This is a genomic window from Tateyamaria armeniaca (assembly GCF_045797845.1).
Taxonomy (GTDB): Bacteria; Pseudomonadota; Alphaproteobacteria; order Rhodobacterales; family Rhodobacteraceae; genus Tateyamaria; species Tateyamaria armeniaca.
In genome coordinates this window covers 3065782-3088406 of sequence record NZ_JBHDIY010000002.1, presented here as the reverse complement: position 1 = coordinate 3088406, position 22625 = coordinate 3065782, and the positions used below count along the sequence as shown (strand labels likewise).

21 protein-coding genes, 1 other RNA gene and 3 pseudogenes are annotated in these 22625 nt (G+C 60.0%); 13 read left to right on the top strand and 12 right to left on the bottom strand.

From position 1 onward, the window contains the following. Positions 1-147 precede the first annotated feature (147 nt). Complete coding sequence (locus tag ACERZ8_RS15685) at positions 148-717, top strand: hypothetical protein (protein ID WP_407593080.1); 570 nt, start codon at positions 148-150, stop codon at positions 715-717. Between the two features lie 18 nt (positions 718-735). Here the strand turns inward: ACERZ8_RS15685 and ACERZ8_RS15680 are convergent, their stop codons facing one another. The 8 genes from ACERZ8_RS15680 to ACERZ8_RS15645 form a co-directional block, all read right to left on the bottom strand. Then, positions 736-1242 carry an SspB family protein gene (locus ACERZ8_RS15680; protein ID WP_407593079.1) on the bottom strand — a complete coding sequence of 169 codons (507 nt, stop codon included), beginning with the start codon at positions 1240-1242 and terminating at the stop codon, positions 736-738. Positions 1243-1319: 77 nt separating this feature from the next. Continuing rightward, positions 1320-2573, bottom strand: coding sequence for a chromate efflux transporter (chrA, locus tag ACERZ8_RS15675; RefSeq protein ID WP_407593078.1), 1254 nt, complete (start codon positions 2571-2573; stop codon positions 1320-1322). Next, positions 2570-3385 carry a chromate resistance protein ChrB domain-containing protein gene (locus tag ACERZ8_RS15670; protein WP_407593077.1) on the bottom strand — a complete coding sequence of 272 codons (816 nt, stop codon included), beginning with the start codon at positions 3383-3385 and terminating at the stop codon, positions 2570-2572. Before ACERZ8_RS15670 ends, chrA begins: the two co-directional genes overlap by 4 nt. A gap of 253 nt (positions 3386-3638) precedes the next feature. After that, positions 3639-4250 carry a VPLPA-CTERM sorting domain-containing protein gene (locus tag ACERZ8_RS15665; protein WP_407593076.1) on the bottom strand — a complete coding sequence of 204 codons (612 nt, stop codon included), beginning with the start codon at positions 4248-4250 and terminating at the stop codon, positions 3639-3641. Between the two features lie 219 nt (positions 4251-4469). Beyond that, positions 4470-4898, bottom strand: a complete 429-nt coding sequence (locus tag ACERZ8_RS15660; RefSeq protein ID WP_407593075.1) for an ester cyclase — start codon at positions 4896-4898, stop codon at positions 4470-4472. Between the two features lie 76 nt (positions 4899-4974). Further along, positions 4975-5325: a transfer-messenger RNA gene (gene ssrA / locus ACERZ8_RS15655) on the bottom strand. Between the two features lie 143 nt (positions 5326-5468). Then, on the bottom strand, positions 5469-5819 hold the full coding sequence (locus ACERZ8_RS15650) for a DUF4345 family protein (protein ID WP_407593074.1): 351 nt from the start codon (positions 5817-5819) through the stop codon (positions 5469-5471). Positions 5820-5911: 92 nt separating this feature from the next. Next, positions 5912-6361 carry a universal stress protein gene (locus tag ACERZ8_RS15645; protein WP_407593073.1) on the bottom strand — a complete coding sequence of 150 codons (450 nt, stop codon included), beginning with the start codon at positions 6359-6361 and terminating at the stop codon, positions 5912-5914. Between the two features lie 134 nt (positions 6362-6495). Here ACERZ8_RS15645 and ACERZ8_RS15640 point away from each other — a divergent pair, with 134 nt between their 5' ends. After that, a complete protein-coding gene (locus tag ACERZ8_RS15640) occupies positions 6496-7332 on the top strand; it encodes a nucleotidyltransferase domain-containing protein (protein WP_407593072.1) in 837 nt (278 codons plus the stop codon). Between the two features lie 50 nt (positions 7333-7382). Here the strand turns inward: ACERZ8_RS15640 and ACERZ8_RS15635 are convergent, their stop codons facing one another. The 3 genes and pseudogenes from ACERZ8_RS15635 to ACERZ8_RS15625 form a co-directional block, all read right to left on the bottom strand. After that, positions 7383-7928 carry a hypothetical protein gene (locus tag ACERZ8_RS15635; RefSeq protein ID WP_407593071.1) on the bottom strand — a complete coding sequence of 182 codons (546 nt, stop codon included), beginning with the start codon at positions 7926-7928 and terminating at the stop codon, positions 7383-7385. A 109-nt stretch (positions 7929-8037) separates the two neighbouring features. Then, positions 8038-9438 (bottom strand): selenium-binding protein SBP56-related protein, encoded by a 1401-nt coding sequence (locus tag ACERZ8_RS15630; RefSeq protein WP_407593070.1) that lies wholly within the window; start codon positions 9436-9438, stop codon positions 8038-8040. A gap of 76 nt (positions 9439-9514) precedes the next feature. Then, positions 9515-10269, bottom strand: a pseudogene (locus tag ACERZ8_RS15625) (FadR/GntR family transcriptional regulator). Positions 10270-10338: 69 nt separating this feature from the next. Here ACERZ8_RS15625 and ACERZ8_RS15620 point away from each other — a divergent pair. From ACERZ8_RS15620 to acuI, 5 genes and pseudogenes are all read left to right on the top strand, one after another. Then, positions 10339-11127 carry a DUF2182 domain-containing protein gene (locus ACERZ8_RS15620; RefSeq protein ID WP_407593069.1) on the top strand — a complete coding sequence of 263 codons (789 nt, stop codon included), beginning with the start codon at positions 10339-10341 and terminating at the stop codon, positions 11125-11127. 1 nt (position 11128) lies between these two features. After that, positions 11129-11835, top strand: a pseudogene (locus ACERZ8_RS15615) (DUF1326 domain-containing protein). Beyond that, complete coding sequence (locus ACERZ8_RS15610; protein ID WP_407593068.1) at positions 11832-12341, top strand: DinB family protein; 510 nt, start codon at positions 11832-11834, stop codon at positions 12339-12341. Before ACERZ8_RS15615 ends, ACERZ8_RS15610 begins: the two are co-directional and overlap by 4 nt. Next, positions 12341-13443: pseudogene (locus tag ACERZ8_RS15605) on the top strand (dimethylsulfoniopropionate demethylase). The gene ACERZ8_RS15610 and the pseudogene ACERZ8_RS15605 overlap by 1 nt, the downstream one beginning before the upstream one ends. An 84-nt stretch (positions 13444-13527) precedes the next feature. After that, entirely contained in the window at positions 13528-14514 is a 987-nt protein-coding gene (gene acuI, locus ACERZ8_RS15600) for an acryloyl-CoA reductase (protein ID WP_407593067.1), read from the top strand. A gap of 30 nt (positions 14515-14544) precedes the next feature. Here the strand turns inward: acuI and ACERZ8_RS15595 are convergent, their stop codons facing one another. After that, on the bottom strand, positions 14545-14988 hold the full coding sequence (locus tag ACERZ8_RS15595; protein ID WP_407593066.1) for a VPLPA-CTERM sorting domain-containing protein: 444 nt from the start codon (positions 14986-14988) through the stop codon (positions 14545-14547). 420 nt (positions 14989-15408) lie between these two features. Between ACERZ8_RS15595 and ACERZ8_RS15590 the strand changes: the two genes are divergently transcribed. From ACERZ8_RS15590 to ACERZ8_RS15565, 6 genes are all read left to right on the top strand, one after another. Beyond that, complete coding sequence (locus ACERZ8_RS15590; RefSeq protein WP_407593065.1) at positions 15409-15828, top strand: HIT family protein; 420 nt, start codon at positions 15409-15411, stop codon at positions 15826-15828. Positions 15829-16095: 267 nt separating this feature from the next. Next, positions 16096-17790 carry a BCCT family transporter gene (locus ACERZ8_RS15585; RefSeq protein ID WP_407593064.1) on the top strand — a complete coding sequence of 565 codons (1695 nt, stop codon included), beginning with the start codon at positions 16096-16098 and terminating at the stop codon, positions 17788-17790. A gap of 251 nt (positions 17791-18041) precedes the next feature. Then, the gene (locus ACERZ8_RS15580; RefSeq protein ID WP_407593062.1) at positions 18042-18350 is read left to right on the top strand and encodes a hypothetical protein; all 309 of its coding nucleotides are present in this window, start codon (positions 18042-18044) and stop codon (positions 18348-18350) included. A gap of 161 nt (positions 18351-18511) precedes the next feature. After that, entirely contained in the window at positions 18512-19738 is a 1227-nt protein-coding gene (locus tag ACERZ8_RS15575; RefSeq protein ID WP_407593061.1) for an aminotransferase class V-fold PLP-dependent enzyme, read from the top strand. Positions 19739-19815: 77 nt separating this feature from the next. Continuing rightward, a complete protein-coding gene (locus tag ACERZ8_RS15570; protein ID WP_407593060.1) occupies positions 19816-21234 on the top strand; it encodes a cryptochrome/photolyase family protein in 1419 nt (472 codons plus the stop codon). Between the two features lie 177 nt (positions 21235-21411). Next, a complete protein-coding gene (locus ACERZ8_RS15565) occupies positions 21412-22620 on the top strand; it encodes a class I SAM-dependent methyltransferase (protein WP_407593059.1) in 1209 nt (402 codons plus the stop codon). Positions 22621-22625 lie beyond the last annotated feature (5 nt).

Genomic DNA, 22625 nt, shown 5'->3' with positions numbered 1-22625 from the left:
CTCTGCGTTTACCGGGCGGGGCTGGCGCAGACAAGCATACTGGTCGTGGCCATCGGGTTCGTGATGATGATATCAAACAATGGGTGGTGAAAGTTGCCCGATCCCGCACTATATTGAAATCAGTGCGCTTATCAGGGAGACTCGATCATGCCAGCCGCCCGCACCGCCATAAGACCCGTTCTGCATCCGTTGGTTACCGCGCTGTTTGCGTTGTCTGCGGCTTGCGCCCTCTTTGTCGGGATGGCGCGCGCGGATGCCTCGGCGTTTATCGGCACCTATAGCGGATCGGCCGAAGTGCAGGCACTCGATGGCAGCACGATCCCGCGCGACATGAGCGTTGAAATTTCGGCAACAAAGGACGGGTTTCGGGTCCAGTGGACTTCGGTGACCTATCGCGCAGACGGGAAAGTGCGCGAAAAATCCTACGAAGTTGACTTTGTGGGCAGCGACCGGGATGCCGTGTTTTCCGCCGCGCAGCGCAAGAACGTGTTTGGCCACGAGGTCCAGCTTGATCCGATGAAAGGCGAACCCTATGTCTGGGCGCGCATAGTGGGTGATACCCTTACCGTCTATTCCCTGTTTGTCGGGGCCGACGGGGGCTACAGCATGCAGCAATATGACCGCACGCTTGCGGATGGTGGTCTTGATCTGCGATTCCAGACCATTCGAGACGGCCAGATTCAACGCGCGGTCGAGACGTTTCTGGCCCGCGAGTGACGCTTAGGTCGTCCGCAATTACTTTCTGAAACTGTCCAGTGACACGATTTCCGCATCCTTTGCGGGGGCATCGCCATCATCTTCATCCGTGACCGGTTTTGGCTTGGCTGATGGCGGACGCGGCAGGATGTCGGGCGACGTGGCCGTGGCCCCGTCGCTGCCGTCTTCCTCGTCCTGCGTTTCAAAGCGCAGGCCAAATTCCACGGACGGGTCCACAAAGGTCTTGATGGCATCGTAAGGGACATAAAGCGGTTCAGGTGCGTCGCCGAAATTCAGCGTGACCGCAAACCCGTCTTCTCCCACGTCCAGCTTGTCATACCAGTGCTGCATCACCACGGTCATTTCGCCGGGATAGCGGTCGCTCAGCCAATCGGCGAGCTCGGCATCCGGGTGGCTGGTGTCGAAAGTGATGAAAAAATGGTGCGATCCAGGCAATCCGCGCTCGGCAACGTCGGTCAATACTTTGCGGATAAGGCCACGCATGGCCTCATGCATCAGGTTGCCGTAATCAATGCTGCGGCTCATGGCAGTCCTCGCACTTCACAACCCCAGCATATCCCAAATCCGCGCGGTGAAAAGAGGCGGTAGCGGTAAAGCGTGCATTAAGTGAGACCGGACAGGGAAATTGCGCATCCCGCCACCGCCATCACAGCCAGCGTGGGCAGGAGTTTCACTTTGGCCACAAGCATCAAGCCCATGGCGATGAGGGTCAGCACAACCGCCCAGATATTGAGCGTGGTCCAGTCTGGCAGGGGCAGGGCAAGTCCGGGTGCGGTGCCGACCTGCGCAAAAAACACATGCAGCGCGAACCAGATCGACAGGTTCAGGATCACACCGACCACCGCAGCGGTGATCCGCCCAAGGGCCGCCGACAGGCGCGGGCGCGCCGCAATGTGATCAAGGTATGGGCCTGCCGCAAAAATCCAAAGGAAACAGGGCACGAACGTCACCCACAGCGCCAGCGCCCCCGCCGCCAGTGCCATCCCAAGCCCGCCCTGAGCGAACCCGGCCAGCAGTGCCACGAACTCCGTCACCAGAATAAGCGGGCCGGGCGTGGTTTCCGCCAGCCCGAGCGCATCAATCATCTGCGGGGTCGTGATCCAGCCGTGGTCCTGCACGACCTCTTGCGTCATGTAGGCCAGTACTGCGTAAGCGCCGCCAAAGGTGACAACCGCCAGTTTCGAAAAGAACAGCCCGATTTGCAGCAGGAAATCCTGTGCGCCGATCCACAACACAATCACCGGTGCGGCCCACAAACTGCCCCAGATCATGACAATCCGGCCGGTGCGCGCACGGGCCGGGGCAGGTGGCGCGGCGGCAGACGTCAAATCAGCCGTAAGATACCCATAGAGGCCTGCGGCGATGACAACGGCTGGAAAAGGCAGACCAAAGACAAACAGGGCAACAAAACCGATCCCGGCCAGCCCCCAAGCGGCCCGGTCGGTCAGCGCCTTTTGTCCGAGGCGCAGCAGGGCCTGCAGGACAACCACGATGACAGCGGCCTTGATGCCGAGGAATGCGGCCTGCACCAATGGGACGTCCCCAAACCGGATGTAAAGCAGGGCCAGCGCAAGAATGATGACCGCCCCCGGCACCACAAACAACAGCCCCGCCAAAAGCCCGCCAAGCGTGCCGCGCAACCGCCAGCCTGCATAGGTCGCCAGTTGCATCGCCTCGGGACCTGGCAGCAACATGCACAAGGACAGTGCGCGCAGGAATTGCTGTTCGCTCAACCATTTCTGGCCGGTGACAAGAGCGTCGTGCATCAGCGCGATCTGGGCCGCGGGCCCGCCAAATGACAGCAGACCGATGCGCCCAAAGACCCGGAACAGGTCTGGAAAGCTGGGGGCGGTCATTGCCCGCGCCCCGTCGGCCAGTCATGGCCTTCGTCCGCGCCATCACGCGCCCATCGGTAAAGCGCGTCGTACATGGGCAGACCAGCCTGCAACTGGTCCTGATCATCGCGGTATTGACGTGACAAACCCACCGACATGGCCAGCAGGCCTGCCGCCTCGGGGGCAAGATCGTGGCGGTTGGTGTCTGCGGCGCGAATGACGGTTGCCAGCCGGTCAAGGGCCGGGGAGTGCAGTGCAAATTCGTCGAGCATCGTGTCGAACGTACAGCGGCTTCCGCGATGGCTCCAGAACACGTCCTCGACATCAAAAGGGGTCGCGCCATAGCGATCGGCCACGCCCATCACTTCGCCAGGCGAGACAAACAGAAACCGGGCCTGCGCATCGACAAATCGGCGGATCAGCCAGGGACAGGCAATCCGGTCGATCTTGGGGCGGTGGCGAGTCACCCAAAGCGTGGCGCCGTCCACCGGATCGGGCAGGGCGGCGGCGGGCACGCGCATCATGTCTTTCATTTCGCGCCACGCATACATCCCGCCCTTGAGATATTCGGCGCTGAACCCGTCCGCACGCAGCCGCGCCACCAGGCCTTGCGACAGCTTGATGCCGCGCTGACAGGTGATCACCGCGTGTCGCCCACCCAATCGGGCCTTGAGACCAGCAAGGTCGGTATGAGGGTGGCGCACCGAGCCGGGGATCAGAAACGGGTCATCGGCAAAGTCGGGATCGATGGAAATATCAATAATCGCAGGCGCATCTGCCGTGCCGATCAGACGCAAAAGTTGGGAGCAGGTAATTTCGTTTGGGGCAGCCATGAGCATGCATCCTTTGCATTGGAAACATGCGAACGTTGGGCTGGCGCCTCACGGGGTGTTCGCGTCTACCCCATGGTTTGAGCATCTTTGCTTTGGCGTCGAAGTCAAGGGGGTGTGGGTGCGGGAAATGATCAGGCGCAGGGCCCATCCCAGCACCATTTTTCGACAAGAACGCAGTGCAAAGTCCTGTTGCTTCAATGGAAAAAGCGGCCCCGGTTGCCCGAAGCCGCCTGCACAGCACCTGATCGGCGCGTTATGATTTTTTGCGACGACGCAAGGCTGCAAGGCCACCAAGACCCGCGAGCAAAAGGATACCACCCGCAGGCAGGGGGATCGCGCTGACGGTACCGGTATAGACGTCATCCACGATGACGAGTGAGGGCGAACCGCTGGCGCTGAAAATCACGCTGGAAAGGCCACCGATGTCGGTCACACCAAAGAATTGCGGCGTGTTGGCGACAAGGTCAAATGTGCTGGCCGCCGACCCCGACACCGTCACTGTTGTGGCGACCGTCGACGTCATCCAGAGACCAAAGGCAGTGAAGGCGGACGAAAAGCCGTTGAAGTTCAACAGCGACGCGCCGTTGTCCTCATAAAGCGCGTTTCCCGTGCCTGACACGACGCCTGTCGATGAGAACGGCGGTGTGCCCGCGCCGATTTGGTTCACAGCGCCGTTTGTCTCGGATATCGTGAAGTCCGCAAAGGTGAATGATGGTTGCAGTGCATAAGGATCTTCAAAGCTTTCAACGGTCGTGGTTGTCGCCGCCTGAAATGAAGCAAGATCAGAGTAAAACGTCGCAGCGGAGGCAAGGCTTGCCACACCGGAAATGACGATCGAAAGGCCAAGTGTCTTCAAAATGCTCATAGTGTCCTCGCTAAATGTGCCCAAGTCGGAATTTCTGCGATCATGAGTAGTGCGACACAGCCTCACAATCAACAATTTATGATTGAATTGAGAAATCTTGCTGCGGTGTTGCTTCGGCCTTGCAAAACAATAGCTGTCATGTGGCAGTAATGCTTGCAAACCGTGCACAATCGCAGCGCTTTGGGCGCCTGTTCAGTGCCATTTTGGAATGCGCCGCAGTTATCGCAGCGGCGTGCCGCCCAGCATCACAGCCATTGCATTGTCCGGCAGCAGGCCAAGTTGTTCGAACAGGTTCAGCGCATCCACGTTGCTGTGTATTTCGACCATGCGTTCATCGTCAAAGCGCACCAGCATCTGGTTCGACACCTGGATGGGCTTGTTGGAATGTTTGGCCACACTCGTGATTTCGACAAGGGCCGACAGCCAGTCGTCCTGTTCGATCAGCACCGGAAAGGACACTGACACAGGGCGGAACAGCGCGTGCGCCATCGAAACCAGTTCGGACAGTTCATCGGGATCAAAGGGCATATCCCCCATGATTCCCCGCGTGCGCGCATTGGGCGAAAGCAGCTTGGGCAACATGTCGAGATTGCCCTTTATCCAGATCTCTTCAAAATAGGTCTGCAAGGTCCGGATCTTGTGCGGCATTGCGGCGCTCACCTCTGTCACTGTGCGTGTGCAGCACGATACCGACAGGAGTTTAAGAAAGGCTCAAGGAGGATGAAGTGCAGGCTTCTGTTGCCAGGTGCCTGCGAACCCCGCCTTACGCTGCAAAGCGCAAGGACTTAATTTTCGATGTTAGGAACAGCTTACGCTGCTACTGCCATCGGAGCACGATTGTCATTTGCAATTGTACATGTTTCGCCGGTAACGGTGGCAGACAGCCGAGACAAAGCAAACTCCTTTAGACGTCCGTCGATCCTATTTCGACCCCATGATCCCTCAAATGAAAGGATGTTTGGTGGAGTCGCCGGGTACCGCCCCCGGGTCCGATCCGCTTATTACGAGCGCGTTTATGTCCATAGTCCCGAAGGACGATTGATATATAGGCCGCCGGTGCGCGTGATGCAATCTGTGGGAGTGTTTGGTGAAAGTTTTTTAGTACCAGGCGTGCCTTCGGAAACTTTAATGTCGCCCTGCAAGCCCATGATAAACTGTAGAAATTCCTCATTTTACCTGATTTGGAGCATGAAAGAATCCGTCCCGTCATGCCTTCTGTCAGAGGTTAGCCCACAGAAACCATGCGGACAGGGCCACTTCGATCCCGCCGAACACCAGAACCTTGCGCACGGGCGGTTTGTCGAACACCAGCGACACGACACGGCCCGCCGCGGCCCCTGCAAAGGCAAAGCCGATCATGGCATAAGCGAGGGGCGCGTCCAACCAGATCGCGGCCGCGCCTGCGGCAACAAACAGGCCCCCCACGCTCGCGCGCATCTCGCTCAGCCCCATGGTGCTGGCCGTGGGTGCCAAATCGAGCGCGGAGGCCGTATAGCGCGGCGCCACAAAGCCAAAAAGGCCAAAGCCGATGGTCAACAGGGCGGCGATCACGTTCAGGATATCTATCATGAGGGGTGAGCTAGCCCGCGCAGCACATACCGGCAAGGATGCTTGTGCAGATGCCCGCCTGACACCTCGCCACGAACCGCAACCCTGGCGGATCAGACGACCGAAAGGCAGGCGCAGGTGGCGAGGTGATTGACCCGTTGCGTTGTGCTGCCCTGCACCAATGCGCCCACCGACCCCAGCCCGCGTCTGCCTGTCACGATCAGATCGGCCCCGCATCCATTGGCATATGCGATGATGACATCGGCGGCGTCTCCAAGTTGCTGATGTGTGGATGTGACGTCTTGACCGGTTTCGGCGGCAATGGCCGCCCCCGCAGACAGGATTTTGTCGCCTGCCGCCTGCACCTCATCCGCGTGCGGCATGGTCGTGGCAGTGTGATAGCCCGCCACCGCGCCAAGGGCGAAGGCAACAGTCTTGGGCTGCGGTGTGTGCACAAGGTGAAGGGCAGAGCCGTATTTTCCGGCCAGATCACAGGCCAGCCGCAACGCTTTTTCCGATGTTTGAGAGCCATCCAGCCCGACCACGATTGCGTTAAACATCATTCATCCTCCCTTATTGCAGTTGAGACCACGATAGGGGGGCGTGCACCGCATGGCCTTGATGTGGATCAACGTCAGGTGCGGGACTAAAACCGCGCGCCATTTCGCTTTTTCACCTGCGCGCCCTAGGTTTTTCGATGACTGACATCGCTATGACGAACCCCGAAATGAACCACGAAGCGACGATCAAAACCATCTCGGACGCCCTTGTGGATGCGGCAGGGATCGAGGCGCTGTTTCTCAGCGGCAGTCACGCCACGGGCCTTGCGGATGCCTATAGCGACATCGACTTTGTGATGGTCGCAAGGGCAGGGGCGAGCGATGATGTCGCGGCACTGTGGCGCGACGCGGTGGCCCAAACGGGTGACATCGTGCTGTGGTGGGACCGCACCACTGTGCCCGTGCTGATCAATGCGATCACCGCTGACTGGACGCGCACCGATGTGATCATCCTGAAACCGGAGCAGATGGGCCATCACAGTCAGGCGGGGTTAAAGCCGCTGTTTGATCACAAGGGGGTATATGCGGGGCTTGACGAAAAGCACGCGCCAGCCCCGCCCAACCCCAGGAAATTCAAATACCAGATCGAGGAGTTCATCCGTATTCTTGGCCTGCTCCATCTGGCCGCGGGGCGGGAAGAGTACATCAACGGGGTGTTGGGTGTGTTCCATCTGCGCAATGCGTTGGTCGAGTTGATGATCGAGGAAACGGGCGCGCCAAACCGGGGCGGCGTGCTGCATCTCAACCGGCTGATTACCCAAGAGCAAAAGGATGTGCTGGTGTCGCTGCCACCCCCGGTGCCAACCCGCGATGCAATGATCGACGCGCATCTGGCCTATGCGCGCGCATTCCTGCCTCTTGCACGCAAGCGGGCAGCGGATTTGGGTGTGGACTGGCCCGAACAGTTCGAAGAGGTGACGTGGGCGCGGCTGAACGAGACTCTTGGGATAGACTGCCCATACGCACGGGGGTGAGGCGTGTCAGCCTAGGTTTGTGTCGAATTGGGGCCTTTGTCGGGTGGCGACTAAAGCGCCGTCCAGACGCCCACAATTCCGACCACGATCAGGCTCAGTGCCCAGATCAGTTCCAGATCAAACCAGCTGCGCGACAGGAATTGCAGGCCCAGCCAGCGGTGCACTGCATAGGCCAGCGCGCCGCCAGATCCCATCATCGCAACGGTGTGCAGCACCGCGACCCCGAGGGCCAGCGCAGTTGTCGCCATCAGCGCCGAGGCGGCGCGGTGGCCCGCATCCAGTTCTTCGATGGCGCACAGGCCCAGATATATCGGCACCAGCATCAAGGCCGCTCCATGCGCCAGAGCAACCAGAAAGGACCACAAGGCGAGGCGGTGCGGTGGAACACGCGCGAGGAAGCGCGGATGGCGGCGGGTGATGGCAAGGTAGAGGCCCATGCCGATCACGACCAAACCTGCGCCGATGCGGATTTCACGGGCATAATCAATCAGCAGCGTCATCATGGAAAAGGGCAGCAAAATGCCCAGCATGGCCGCAAAATGCCCAAGGCTGAGCGCGCCAAGCGCGAGGCCAGAGCGCTGAACGCCGCCGCTCAAAAAGGGCCGAGGACACGGCAAGCGGCCAGCCCATGCCAGGGTTCAGCCCGTGGTAAAGGCCGGAAAGGATCACGGCGAGCCAGAGGCCCGCCGCGGTCGTCAGGTCCATCTAGACGGACGGATAGCAGAAACTGTCCGTCGAACAGTCGCCGCCCTCCAGTCGGATCTGGTGGCTGCGATAGCCTTCGGGGAACTTGGTCCAGAACTTTTCGTCCAGCGTCAGCCCGCCGTTTTCGCCCACATTGGCCATCACCATCGCCGCACCCCGGTCACCGGGGTAGAACTGGTCGTCCCATGTGGAATAGAGCGAGTTGGTCCAGTAGACCCGTTTGCCATCGCGACTGATCTCGACCATTTGCGGCCCATAGCCAAAGTCCTTGCCGTTCGGATGCTTGGTCTTTTTGACGATGCCGCCAATCTCGACCTTGCCCGCAAGGACCGGGTTCATTGGATCGGACACATCGTATTGGTGCATCTCGCCCAGTCCCCAGCACGCAACATAAAGATACTTGTCGTCAAGGCTCAGGTCGATGTCGGTGACCAGCGGCGGTACTGCGCCAAAGCCTTTCAGCAGGTCCGGCAGGTCGTCGGCCTCGGCCGGGACAGGATCAATGGTGATTGTTTTCTTGGCCTGCCATTCGCCATTGTCGTCCCGCCACCAGGTAAAGATCGCGCCTTGCAGGTTGGTGGTGTCGACCACCACACCGCAGAACCCGTATTCTTTGACCGGATCGTGGGCAGGGCGGATTTCCAGCGCCATTTGGTGATTTTCGCCAAGATCCAGCGACTTGACCACCTTGCGCGCGCGCAAATCCCAGAAGTGGATGGTGTGGCCGTATTTGTTGGACAAAAGGTCTTCGGCCACCACACCGTTTTCAAATTGCGGCGGCAGGCCCCATTCTGAGGACACCATGTAGTCGCGCGGCAGGTTCCACCAGAAATCGTAATGCTTGTCCTGAATGCCACGATCCATCTCGTAGCGGCCCTGAATCTCGAACGTCTGGCAATCCATGATGAAGATGCCGGGAGGGCCGTCTGTGCCATCCTTGCCACCGCCACCAAGGGTCGAGACATAGATGCCTTCGGGCCCGCAATGGATGGTGTGGGGGCGGGAATAGCCCGTTTTGGCCATCAACTCTTCGGGCTCGATCGTCTTGTGGATCTTGAGGTCCATCGGGTCCTTGACGTCGATGATGTAGATGCGCGAGGACCGGATGCCAGGAATGATCAGATAGCGCCGTTCAAGAAAGGCGTGGCCAGTCAGCGGCGACAGGGATGACGAACAGGCGTTCCAGCCGAAATGGTGAAACTCGTCACCCAGATTTGGCACGAACAGCGAATTCACGATCTGGCCGTAGGTGTCGGAATTGGGGTCCACGTCAACAACGGCAAGGCCGTCGGGCTTGGTTCCATCGGGGCTGAGCATCAGCGTAAACGCGAGTGTTTCAACCGGGGCCTCCATGGCCATCTTGGGTGAGGGGTGGAATGTGGGGTCTGGTCTTAAATTCATATCGTCCTCCCTGACGTATGCTGAGTGTCGGTTCCGGACCCCTTTTGACGTTCACAATGCAACGCGGCATGCGGGGTCAGGCGGTTTTGCGCTCCTTCTTTGTGGTTCGTTTGGCACGGGCCATGACGACGCTTTGCGCCAATTCCCGAGTGTAGGATTCAAGTTTGACAAGAGTTGCATCCGTCTGGGCCGCATCCTTGGCTGTCAACGCGTCGGCGAGTTCTGTGTGCAGGGCGACGATTGCCTCACGTGAACGGGCCGTGAAGGTGATCATGTTCATCAGCGGCTGCATGGCTTCGACCGCACCGGCCAGCTGGTAGGACAGCACCTTGTTGCCCGCACCGTCCACCAAAGCGCGGTGCAGCGTCACGTCAGAGGCGCAAAACGCCTCGTCCGACAGGTCGGGCTGGCTTTGGCGGTGAATTTCTGCGCGCATCGTGGCCAGTTGATCGGGTGTGCGCCGCGCAGCAGACAGGGCGCGCAGGCGCGTTCCAGCGCATAGCGGGCCTCGCAGGCGACATCGAAGCTGACCGCGTTCATACTCAGCAACAAGGTAGAGGTTGTGACCTGCTGGTCATAGGCCTCTTCGAAACGCAAACGGTTCACGAAAGCGCCCCCGGTTGCGCCACGCTGGGTGCGGATCAGGGATTGGGCGGCCAGACGCTTGAGCGCTTCGCGCACCGTGGGGCGCGAGACGTCGAAATGATCGGCCAGTTCCGCCTCAGAGGGCAGGCGCTGATCCACGATCAGATCACCCGCGATGATGGCGTCGCGAATGGCCGTGGCAATCTGGGCCGAGAGGTCTTTGGGGCTGTTGGGATCAATTTTCATTTGTCATACATATTAATGTCTGACATTTAATCTGGCAAGCTTTGAGTCGCATACGCTTTGGGAGGGCTTATGTCGCATCTTGTCCGCTCAACCCTTTGGCTGGGGTTCTTTGGCGCCATTCTGGCAGCGTGGTGGGTGATGTATTCCATGTCGATGGACATGGACCTCGACCTGCTGGGACGCCCGGGCGAGATGGGCGCACGAATGGCCGCGATGGACCCCCGGATGCCGATGTATATGCCAATGGCCAATTTCGGGCCTCTGTTCTGGATGTGGGCGATCATGATGGCGGCGATGATGCTGCCCACGCTGGTCCCCACCTTGCGCAGTTACGAAGACCTGATGGTGTCGGCCAACGGCACGCGGGCAGGGTGGCTTGGCGTGATCGGCGGATATCTTTTCGTGTGGGTCGGTTTTGCGGCCCTGATCTCGGGCGTACAACTGGCCTTGCTTTATGGCGGCGTTATCGACATGCTCGGCATTGCAAAGACCACCACATTTGCGGGCATTCTTCTGCTTGTCGTTGGTCTGTTCCAATTCACCCGAGCAAAGGAAATCTGCCATGGCGTGTGCCATAGCCCCATGATGTATTTTCTCGGCCACTGGCGCACCGGTTTGGCGGGCGGGCTGCGCATGGGCCTTGGCCTTGGCGCATTCTGTGTCGGGTGTTGCTGGGGGTTCATGGCGCTCGGCTTTGTCGGCGGGGTGATGAGCCTTGCGTGGATGGGCCTTGCCACATTGTTCATGGTGCTCGAAAAACTACCCCAAATCGGGCATGCCGTGACAAAACCAATGGGGGCGATCCTGATCGCCGCCGGTCTGGCCGTTTTGGTCACACCTTACTTCGGAGGACTATGAGATGGCCGTGAAAAAACGCCCCGACGCGGACAAGCTGCCCGTCAGTCAGCGCATCGACAGCCGCATGCCCAATCCCGGGCGGCGCCAGATGCGTCCGACCGAATGGGCGATCAAGGGCGAATTGTTCCTGAACTGCTCGTGCGAGGTGTTCTGCCCTTGTGTCGTGTCCCTTGGCGCGCACCCCCCACCGAAGGGCACTGCCACGCGTGGATGGCGATTGCGATCGACGAAGGCCACTTTGAGGGCGAGGACCTGTCAGGCCTCAATATCGGGCTGATGGTCGACATTCCGGGCCGCATGGGGGAGGGCGGCTGGCGCGTCGCGGCCTATGTGGATGAGCGGGCAAGCGGCAAAGCCTATAACGGTATCCTGCAAATCTTTTCCGGCGCGGCAGGAGGCACGACCGGCCTGTTCACGCTGCTGGTCAGCGACATCGTGGGGGCCGAGCGTGAAAAGGTCGAAATCGTGCGCGATGGCAAGAAACGCGGCCTCTATATCGGGCGCAAGATCCAGGGCGAGATCGAGATGATCGATGGGGCCACGCCCGATCACCCGGTGATGATCACCAACTCGAAATACTGGATGGGTCCCGACATCATCGCCGCGCGCGGCACCAAAAGCCGGGTGCGCGATTACGGGCGCATCTGGGACTTTGGCGGCAAATCTGCAGAGATTTGCCCGATTGATTGGAAAGGCCCCAAACCTTGATCGAAGCCGGGTATGTCCGCCAAATGGCCCGCTACAACGCGTGGCAGAACCGTCAGATCACCGAAGCGCTGACGGGCGTGGATGACGATGTGCTGCGCGCGGACCGCGGGGCCTTCTTTGGCTCGATCATGGGCACGCTCAACCATCTGCTGTGGGGCGATACCCTGTGGATGAGCCGGTTTCACGACCGCGTACCTGCACCGGCAGTCCCGCCGTCCGAACACCTGACCTTTACGCCCACCTTCGCTGTCTGGAGTGCGGAGCGTTTCCGTTTGGACGGGGCGATGCGGATGTGGGCGGACACGCTGCGCAGCCTCGATCTGAAACGGCGCCTGTCGTGGCATTCCGGCACGATGAACCGCGATTTCCGCCAACCGCTCGAGACCTGCGTGGTCCATATGTTCAACCACCAGATCCACCACCGTGGCCAGGTGCACGCGATGATGACCGCGGCCGGGTTACAGGCCCCGGTCACCGACATGGTCTTTATGCCAGAGGATGAGTGATGGCCCTCATTTCCCCTTCGCGCCGTTTGCGTCGCACGCCGTTTTCTGACGGGGTCGAGGCGGCCGGTGTAAAATCCTACACCGTCTACAACCGCATGTTACTGCCCACGATGTTTGAAAGCGTCGAGGCAGATTACCGCCACCTCAAGGACCATGTGCAGGTCTGGGACGTGGCCGTCGAGCGACAGGTGGAGCTGCGCGGCCTGATGCGGGCCGTCTGATGCAGATGCTGACCCCGCGCGATCTGCGCCGGATGCTGCCCGGGCAGTGTTACTACGTGCCCATCGTGGACGAGACGGGCGGCATGCTGAACGATCCCGTCGCCGTGAAACTCAGCGAGGATCGCTGGTGGATTTCGATTGCCGATTCCGATCTGCTGTTGTGGGTCAAGGGCATCGCGCAGGGGTTCCGTCTGGATGTGCTGGTGGATGAACCCGACGTCTCGCCGCTTGCCATTCAAGGGCCCAAGGCCGACGATCTGATGGCCCGCGTGTTTGGCGACCGTGTGCGCGACATCCGCTTTTTCAAGTTCGACATGTTCCAGTTCGAGGGCCGCGATCTGGCCATCGCGCGCTCGGGCTATTCCAAGCAGGGCGGGTTCGAGATTTACGTGGACGGCACAGAGATCGGCATGCCCCTCTGGAACGCGCTGTTTGCCGCCGGAGAGGATTTGAACGTGCGCGCAGGCTGCCCCAATGCGATTGAGCGGATCGAGGCAGGGTTGCTGTCTTACGGCAATGACATGACCGACGACAACACGCCCCACGAATGTGGTCTGGGCCGGTTTTGCGACACCCAGACGGCCATCGGCTGTATCGGGCGCGATGCGTTGCTGCGCGTGACCAAGGAAGGGCCGGTGCAGGAAATCCGCCCGATTTCGATCCATGGTGACCCCGTTGGATCGAGCGACCGGACCTGGCCCATTTACGGCGGCGGCAAACGGGTCGGGCAGGTGACAAGTGCCGCGTGGTCCCCGGATTTTCAGACCAATGTGTCGATCGGAATGGTGCGCATGACCCATTGGGATCCCGGAACTCCATTGGAAGTCGACACCCCCGATGGTATGCGCAGGGCAACTGTGCAGGACGGGTTCTGGTTGTGAGGGCAGGACCGGGGTGTCACCCCGGGCCCCATGGAATTTTAGTCAGAAGAAACTTGGGGACCTTCCCCTCAGATGGAGAGCGATATGTTTGATGCACTGGTGGTGAACAAGGACGAAGAGAGCGGCAAGACCTCGGCTGCGGTGACGCAATTGGGTCTCGACGATCTGCCCGCCGGTGAGGTGACGGTCGCTGTCGAATACTCCACCGTGAACTACAAGGATGGTCTGTGCATCGGCCCCGGTGGTGGGCTGGTGCGCAAGTACCCCCATGTGCCGGGCATTGATTTTGCGGGCACTGTCGAAGCTTCGGACGATGACCGTTACAAGGCGGGCGACAAGGTTGTGCTGACCGGCTGGCGTGTGGGTGAGGCCCATTGGGGCGGTTATGCCCAAAAGGCGCGGGTCAAGGCTGACTGGCTGGTGCCGTTGCCAAGCGGACTGGACACGCGGCAGGCGATGGCCGTCGGCACAGCCGGGTTCACTGCGATGCTGGCCGTAATGGCGCTGGAGGATCACGGGATCAAGGCGGGCCCGGTGCTGGTCACGGGGGCCGCGGGCGGTGTCGGATCGGTTGCGACGGCGATCCTTGCCAATCTGGGCTACAAGGTCGCTGGTGTCACGGGCCGCCCGGAAACGGCGGATTACCTCACCTCGCTGGGGGCCACCCAGATCGTCGCGCGCGAAGAGATCAACGAAACCACCAAGCGTCCGCTTGAGGGCGAGACATGGGGCGGCTGCGTCGACGCGGTGGGCGGCGCAATGCTGGCGCGGGTGCTCGGCCAGATGGAATACGGGGCAAGTGTTGCAGCCGTTGGCCTTGCCGGAGGCGCAGGCCTGCCAGCCACGGTCATCCCGTTCCTGCTGCGCGGGGTGAACCTGCTCGGGATTGATTCCGTCATGCAACCTTACGACAATCGGGTGCGCGCGTGGGAGCGCATCTCCAAGGATTTGCCGATGGACAAGCTTGAGGCGATGATCCAGCCCGCGACCCTGTCGGACCTGCCGAAGCTAGGAGCGGATATCCTGAAGGGCCAGGTCAAGGGTCGCGTGGTCGTGGACGTCAACGGCTGATCGGCGAACCGCGCAAGGTCAGGTCGGCCTTCAGGCCACCTTTTCCTTGCGTGACCGCCGCAACACGACCAAGGCGCCCAGACCGGCCAGCAGCATCGGCAGCCCAGCAGGGAGCGGAACGGGCTGCAATGTCAGCGACGTGATCGTGAGATCGACACGGTCCAAAGAGAACGCCCGGTTCGGATTGGATGCATCAAGGCGCGGATTGTAAAACAGCAGGATAGCGGTTTCGAAATCCGACAGGTCGATGTCTCCGAACGACGGGTCTGATCCGCCAAAGGCTGTGTTGTCACTGTCCTGCAGGATCAGGTCGAGCGCGTCCATCGGAGTTGTACTGGTCACGTTTGACAGGGTGCCGATAAAATCATTCCCCGTCCCTCCGGCACGGGTTTCGAGGCCCGGCCAGAGACCGCTCAGGTCGAGGCCATCGACGGTAAACACGGTTGGCGCATAGACGTTGAAACCGGCCTCCATCGACACAATCGAGATCGTCGAAGGTGATCGTTCCGGTCATTTCGCTCAGCGATCCACCGGGGCCGTAAAGCGCAAAGACGTCATCCGCCAGAGAATCCTCGGAACCATCAGAGAACTGGTACACCGGTGCATTGGCGGTAAAGTTGTAGGTAAAGGTTTCGGCGTGCAATGCGCCGGCGGTCAGAAGGGTGGCGCAGGCCACAGAGCTAAGAAAGCGCATGAAAGACCTCTCATAAAAATGGTTTTGCCTAAAAGCGCATCTATTCTATGTCGTTGGGCAGCTTTGTAAAGGGTTTCGGTAAAGCGTGCGCGCATAGGTTTGCGCCCACGCCCATGTCGCATCCAAACCGTCGATCCGACCATTGTCGGCACCGGTCATTTGTGGGTAACTCAGGCGTACAGGACCTAAGGAGCCGCGCCATGACCGCCTATGACGACCAGAACATCTTTGCCAAAATCCTGCGCGGGGAAATCCCGTCGTTCAAAGTGTACGAAGACGACGACACCTTGTGTTTCATGGACATCATGCCGCGCACCGACGGCCACTGCCTCGTGATCCCCAAAACGCCATGCCGCAATGTGCTGGACGCAACGGACGCGCAACTGGCATCTGTGATGGCCACGGTGAAAAAGGTGGCGAACGCGGCCAAGGCGGCGTTTGAGGCCGATGGGATCACGCTGCAGCAATTCAACGAGACCGCAGGCGGGCAAGAGGTGTTTCACCTGCATTTCCACATCCATCCGCGCCACACAGGGGTGGCAATGCGCGCACCCGGACAAATGGGCGACATGGATGCGATCAAGCGCCATGCCGAGGCGATTGCAGCCGCCCTTGATTGACGAAAACACCGTGTGCGGCGTTGTGTGGACGAGATTTTTTGGCCGCGCAAAGCACGGCGACCTGTCACGTCATTGAGGGATCATGTTTCCGATACGCGGCAGACCCGCCGCGAATCTGAAGAATCCAAGCAAAATTTCAAGAACGCAGCCAAAACGACGCATTCCCGGCCATTTTCGCCGCGATTTTGAGCAATTAACGTTTCGCGTTCGACGCGTATCGTGATGTTATGGCGGTCATAAAAAAATAACTGACAGGGAACATAACATATGGCCATCGAACCTCCGCTGACGGAGTTGCCGATCAAGACCGCGGATAACGGCTTTTATCGCGGCTTTAGCGTCAACGTCACCGTCATCAGTAAAATCATCATCAGCATCCTCGTGGTCTGGTGCATCTTCTGGCCGACACAGTCGGGCAACGTCCTGGGCGGGCTGAACAGCGTCATCCTTGCGAATTTCGCCGCGTGGTACATCTGGGTCGTCGCATTCTTCATCATCGTCTGTTTTGGCCTCGCGCTTTGGCCAGCAGCGGGCAAGCTGAACCTCGGGCAACCGGGCGAGGGGCCTGAGTTTTCCAATTTCTCATGGTTTTCCATGATGTTCGGCGCCGGTATCGGCGTTGGCATGCTGACATGGGCCGTGGCCGAACCGGTCGCGCATTTCGGGTCCAATCCCGAAACCATCCAAGGCATCACCACAGGCGGGGCCGCGGACAACGTGCGCATGGCCTATAAATGGTCGTTCCTGCACTGGGGACTTGGCGCATGGGCGTGTTACGCCGTTGCGGGCCTCAGCCTTGCGTTCTTCAGCTATCGGCGTGGACTGCCGCTGACCATCCGGTCGGCGATGACGCCGCTGTTTGGCAAGTCGCTGTCCGGCCCACTGGGTCATCTCATCGACATCGTTGCCGTGGTTGCGACCATCCTTGGTGTGGCGCAAACGCTGGGCTTTGGTGTCGAGCAGTTCGTTGCGGGTCTGACCCGGATCGGCATCGGGGGTCTGGTGGATGCAGAGGGCGGGGCAACCTTCGTCGGTATCATCGTGGCCTTGCTGGTCATCATGGGGGCCTCGACCATCTCGGCGCTGTCCGGTGTGGGCAAGGGCATCAAGTGGCTGTCCAACATCAACATGGTGCTCTCCATCGTGCTGCTTGGCTTCTTCATCATCTTCGGGGCGACGTTCTTTGGGGCTTCGGCCTTTATCGTCGGGATCTGGGATTACCTGATCGCCTTGCCGCAGATGAGCTTTAACGTCTGGTCCTCGGACGGCGTTGAAGGGTCTGAATCCTTCCTGCTGACACAGTGGCAGGGCTGGTGGCCGGTGTTCTACTGGGCATGGTGGATCGCGTTTGCACCCTTCGTGGGCCTGTTCCTTGCGCGGATTTCGCGTGGGCGCAGCATTCGCGAATTTGTGCTGGGCGCGATGATCGTGCCGTCGATCATGTGCTTTGTCTGGTTCGCTTGGGCCGGTGGCACAGCCATCGATCTGGAACTCAACGGTGGCGCGAACGGCGTGATCTTTGATGCGGCCAATGGCGACAAGATCTTTGCCATGACCGAATTCATGCTGGCACCGATTGCCGAGGCGCTGGCTTGGGGCATGGCGATGCTGATCGTGATTCTGCTGATGACCTTCCTTGTCACCTCTGCTGACTCGGCCGTTCTGATTGTGAACACGATCAACGCGGCTGGTGATGAGGGCCCCAAGGCGCGTCCACACATCCTGTTTTGGGGTGCGGCCCTGGGCCTTGTGGTTGCGGGTCTGCTGATTTCGGGGGGCACATCGGCCATCCAGACAGCCATGGTGATCGGCGCGCTGCCGTTCTCAGTGGTGATGGTGCTGATGTGTATCTCGCTGGTCAAGGCGATCTTCAACGACAGCCGCCGCGAGGCCGCCGGGGTGCCAGCCGTGCATTCCGAGATTGAAGGTGCGACCGGCAACGGGTTGTCACCTGCCGAATAACGGCGTCTTGGTTCAAGACACGTCCTGAAAACTAAAATAGGCCCCTGCCAGATTGGTCGGGGCCTTTTTCGTGCCAGAGGCTGATTTCCGGCACCAACAGGGCGGTGCCGCCGAAACAGGCAGCCAATTTCCACCTTCTCCGTACGGCCACGTTTGCCCCACAAGTTTCGCAATTGGGTCAATATGTGAACGTACTCGCCCAGTAGCGTTAGTCCCAGACAACAATTCAACCTGAAGATGGGACACGTTTCATGCGCTCACTTATGATCACCGCCAGCCTTTGCCTGGCTGCAACCGCGGCCAGCGCCGGTTCAGACTACGAGCCGGTAAGCAAGTCCAACATTCAACTCAGCAATGGCTGCGTTTACGCACCGAGCACATCCGGGCAGGCCAATGCGTGGTCCTTGCAAGCCGCACGCAATGGCGCTGCTGCGTCCTGTGCCTTTACGGTCTACACGATGCCGTCTTTCGTGGCTCAGGCGCGCACCTCCATCATCTCGTTCGCACCGACACCTGCCATTGCGCTGCAACCTGAATACCACGTCGGCGTCTTCCGCTAAGACATCCGACCAGGCGCACAGTGCGCCGCATCGACACAACATGCGTGCCCCTCACAGGGCGCGCTTTGTCGTGAGGGCAGGGCCGCAAGATGGTGCAGGCGATCTTGCAGTTCCCTACCATTTCCCTAGTCTTTGCCAATCACTGGTAAAGGCCATCCGACATGCCCCTCGATCTCGAATTTGTCCGCGCACAATTTCCGGCCTTTGCCGAGCCGTCACTGGAGGGGCAGGCATTTTTCGAAAATGCCGGGGGCAGCTATGCCTGTGGTCAGGTCATTGACCGGCTGACCCGCTTTTACACCCAGCGCAAGGTGCAACCCTATTCCGATTATGCCGCCTCTCGTCTGGGCGGCGAAGAGATGGACGAGGCCCGCACGCGCATGTCCGCCATCCTTGGTGTGGATGAGGACGAGCTAAGCTTTGGCCCCTCGACCACGCAAAACACCTATGTGCTGGCGCAGGCCTTCGGCCAGATGATGCAGCCGGGTGAAGCCATCATTGTCACCAATCAGGATCACGAGGCCAATACCGGGCCGTGGCGTCGTTTGGCCGACCGCGGCATTGAGGTGCGCGAGTGGAAGGTTGATGCCGGCACCGGGCATCTGGACCCTGCCGCGCTTGAAGACCTGCTCGACGACTCCGTACGGCTGGTCTGTTTTCCCCATTGCTCGAACGTGGTGGGAGAGATCAATTCGGTGACCGAGATCACGGCACTTGCCCATGCGGCAGGTGCATTTACATGCGTGGACGGTGTATCCTACGCCCCGCACGGATTTCCAAATGTGGGCGCATTGGGCCCCGACATCTACCTGTTTTCCGCCTACAAGACCTACGGGCCGCATCAGGGCCTCATGGTCATGCGCCGCACCCTTGGGGAATTGCTGCCGAATCAGGGGCACTTTTTCAACGGCGACACGCTTTACAAACGGTTCACCCCTGCAGGACCGGATCACGCACAGGTGGCGGCTTGCGCGGGCATGGCGGATTATGTGGATGCGCTTTATGCCCATCACGTGCCGGACGGTACCGGCGATCCGACCGAGCGGGGGCAGGTGGTGCATGACCTGATGCGCGCCCGAGAAGAGGTCGCACTGACCCGCGTGATGGAAGCACTGAAGGACCGCAATGATCTGCGAGTTATTGGCCCCACGGATGCAACGGTGCGTGCGCCCACGGTGGCGCTTGATCTGGGGCGTGACCCGTTGCCGGTTGCTGCAACTCTGGCGGAACACGGGATCATGACGGGGGGCGGCGATTTCTACGCGCAGCGCGCGCTTGAGGCGATGGGCGTGGACGCGGCACGCGGCGTCCTGCGCCTCAGCTTCACCCATTATACCAGCGACGCCGAGATTGATCAGCTGCTCACAGCGCTCGACACGGTTCTGTGACGGTACGTTCTTTGGCTCGTGCTTGATCCGTCGGCGTGCGCGCTACGTAAGTCCTGTTAAGAAAAGGATAACAGGCAGTGAGCACATCCCCGATCATTCTGTGGTATCGCCGCGACTTGCGCGTCAGCGACCATCCGGCCCTGTCCGCGGCCTGCGAGGCCGGGCGGCCCGTCATTCCCATTGTGATCCGCGACGACACAGTCGATGCCCTCGGGGCTGCGCCAAAGTGGCGTTGGGGTCTGGGCGTGGCGCATCTGGCCGAAACACTGGGCGCGGCGGGCAGCCGGCTCATCTTGCGTTCCGGCACTGCCAGCGACGTCCTGCAGGCCCTCATCAAGGAAACCGGGGCCGGGGCCGTCTACTGGTCACGCTTGTATGATCCGGCAGCAGTGGCGCGTGACACCGACATCAAGGCCACTTTGAAAGAGCAGGGCATCGAGGCGCGCAGCTTTGGCGGGCATCTGATGTTCGAACCGTGGACTGTCGAGACCAAGACGGGCGGCTATTACAAGGTTTACACGCCGATGTGGCGAGCGGTGAAGGATCGGGATGTCGACGCACCATTGTCCGCCCCGGGCCGCATCCCGGCGCCCGACACATGGCCAAAGAGCGATGAGTTGAACGACTGGGCGCTTGGGGCGGCCATGAACCGGGGCGCTGCCATCGTGCGCCCCCATGTCCGACTCGGAGAGCAAGCGGCGCAATCGCGCCTCGGTGCATTTATCGCCCACAAAGTCGCTCAGTATGACGAGGGGCGCGACTTGCCCGCGACAGATGGCACATCTGGTCTGTCAGAAAACCTCGCGCTTGGCGAAATCAGCCCGCATCAGTGCTGGCATGCAGGTATGCGCGCGCGCCACGAAGGCAAACGCGGGGCCGAGACGTTTCTAAAGGAACTGGTCTGGCGCGAATTTGCCTATCACCTGATGCACCACACACCGCGCATTCTGGACCAGAACTGGAAAGAAGACTGGGACGCGTTCCCCTGGAACGAGGATGAGCGCAAGGCCGAAGTCAAAGCGTGGAAACAGGGGCGCACCGGTATCCGTTTTGTCGATGCGTCCTTGCGCGAGATGTACGTAACGGGCCGGATGCACAACCGGGGTCGGATGATCGTGGCAAGCTACCTCACCAAGCATCTGCTGTGTCACTGGAAGATCGGTCAGGCGTGGTTCGAGGATTGCCTGATCGACTGGGATCCGGCGAGCAATGCAATGGGCTGGCAATGGTCGGCCGGATCAGGCCCGGACGCGACACCCTATTTCCGTGTGTTCAACCCGGTCACGCAGCTCGACAAATTCGACAAGAACCGCGACTACGTGAACCGATGGATCGCGGAAGGGCGCAGCAACCCGCACAAAGATGCGCTGAGCTATTTCGACGCCATGCCACGGCGCTGGAACATGTCACCGGACGATACGTACCCTGATCCGATTGTGCCCGCCGACGAAGGGCGCAAACGCGCGCTTGGGGCCTACGAAAACCGGGGCTTTTGAGATGCGGTGTCATCACCGTGTGCTTTGCGCTAAATGCTGCAAAAAACGCCGCTCTTTCTTGGGCGAAATGAGACTTAATCGCCTCAAAACACGTGCCTTTACGTCACAGAACCGTGCAGCCTGTTGCGCGCCCGTTTCTGTCTGGCTAGCGTGCGGCAATTGCGAACGGGAGAGCGCATGATCAGGACCACAACGGACGGCGAGCAAAATCTGCCCCGCTACTTTGGCCGCGCCTTTGGCATGCTCAGCGGTATGAACACGGGCCGCGTCGATTTTGTTCTGCCGGATGGGCGGCACTTTCGGGCTGAGGGGCCGAATCCCGGTCCCGTCGCCGAAGTTCACATCCACAATGACGACTTGTTTGCCCGCCTGATCCGCGAAGGGGACCTTGGATTTTGCGACGCCTACCTTGATGAATGGTGGAGCACGCCGGATCTGCAGGCCTTCATGGATTGGGTGCACGCCGACAATGAAGCCATCTATGACGGCTTTCCCGGCATGGGTCTGGTGCGCCAGTTTGAGAAGTTCCGGTTCTGGCTGCAACGCAACCACCGCGAGCAGGCGCGCAAGAACATCAGCTACCACTACGACCTCGGCAACGAGTTCTACGGGCTGTGGCTGGACGACACGATGACCTATTCCAGCGCCCTGTTCGAGACGGGGCAGGAAAATCACGAGGCAGCGCAGATCGCAAAATATGCGAGCATGGTCGACCAGATGGGCGCACAGCCCGGCGATCACATCCTTGAAATCGGCTGTGGCTGGGGCGGATTTGCGGAGTACGCCGCACGTGAACGCGGGTTAAAGGTCACGGGGCTGACCATCAGCGAAGAGCAGTTTAAATACGCCCAGGAACGCATTGAAAAGGCAGGTCTTTCAGGATCAGTCGATTTCAAGCTGCAGGATTACCGCGATGAACGCGGGGTCTATGATGGAATCGCCAGCATCGAGATGTTCGAAGCCGTCGGCCAGAAATACTGGCCGACCTATTTCGAAACTGTGCGCGAAAGGCTCAAGCCCGGCAAGAACGCAACACTGCAGATCATCACGGTGCAGGACAGCCGCTGGGACGTCTATAATCGCGGTGTGGATTTCATCCAGAAATACATCTTTCCTGGTGGTATGCTGCCCAGCCCCAAAGCGTTGCGGGCCCAGATCGTCAAGGCTGGTCTGGGCATCGAACGCTCGGTCGAATTCGGGGCCAGCTACAACATCACGCTGCGCCGCTGGCATGAAACATTCAACGAAAAGTGGGACCAGATCGCAGAAATGGGCTTTGACGACCGGTTCCGGCGGATGTGGAATTTTTATCTGACATCTTGTGCTGCGACCTTTGAAAGTGCCAACTGTGACGTAACGCAGATCACGATCAAACGACCCGGATAGAAATA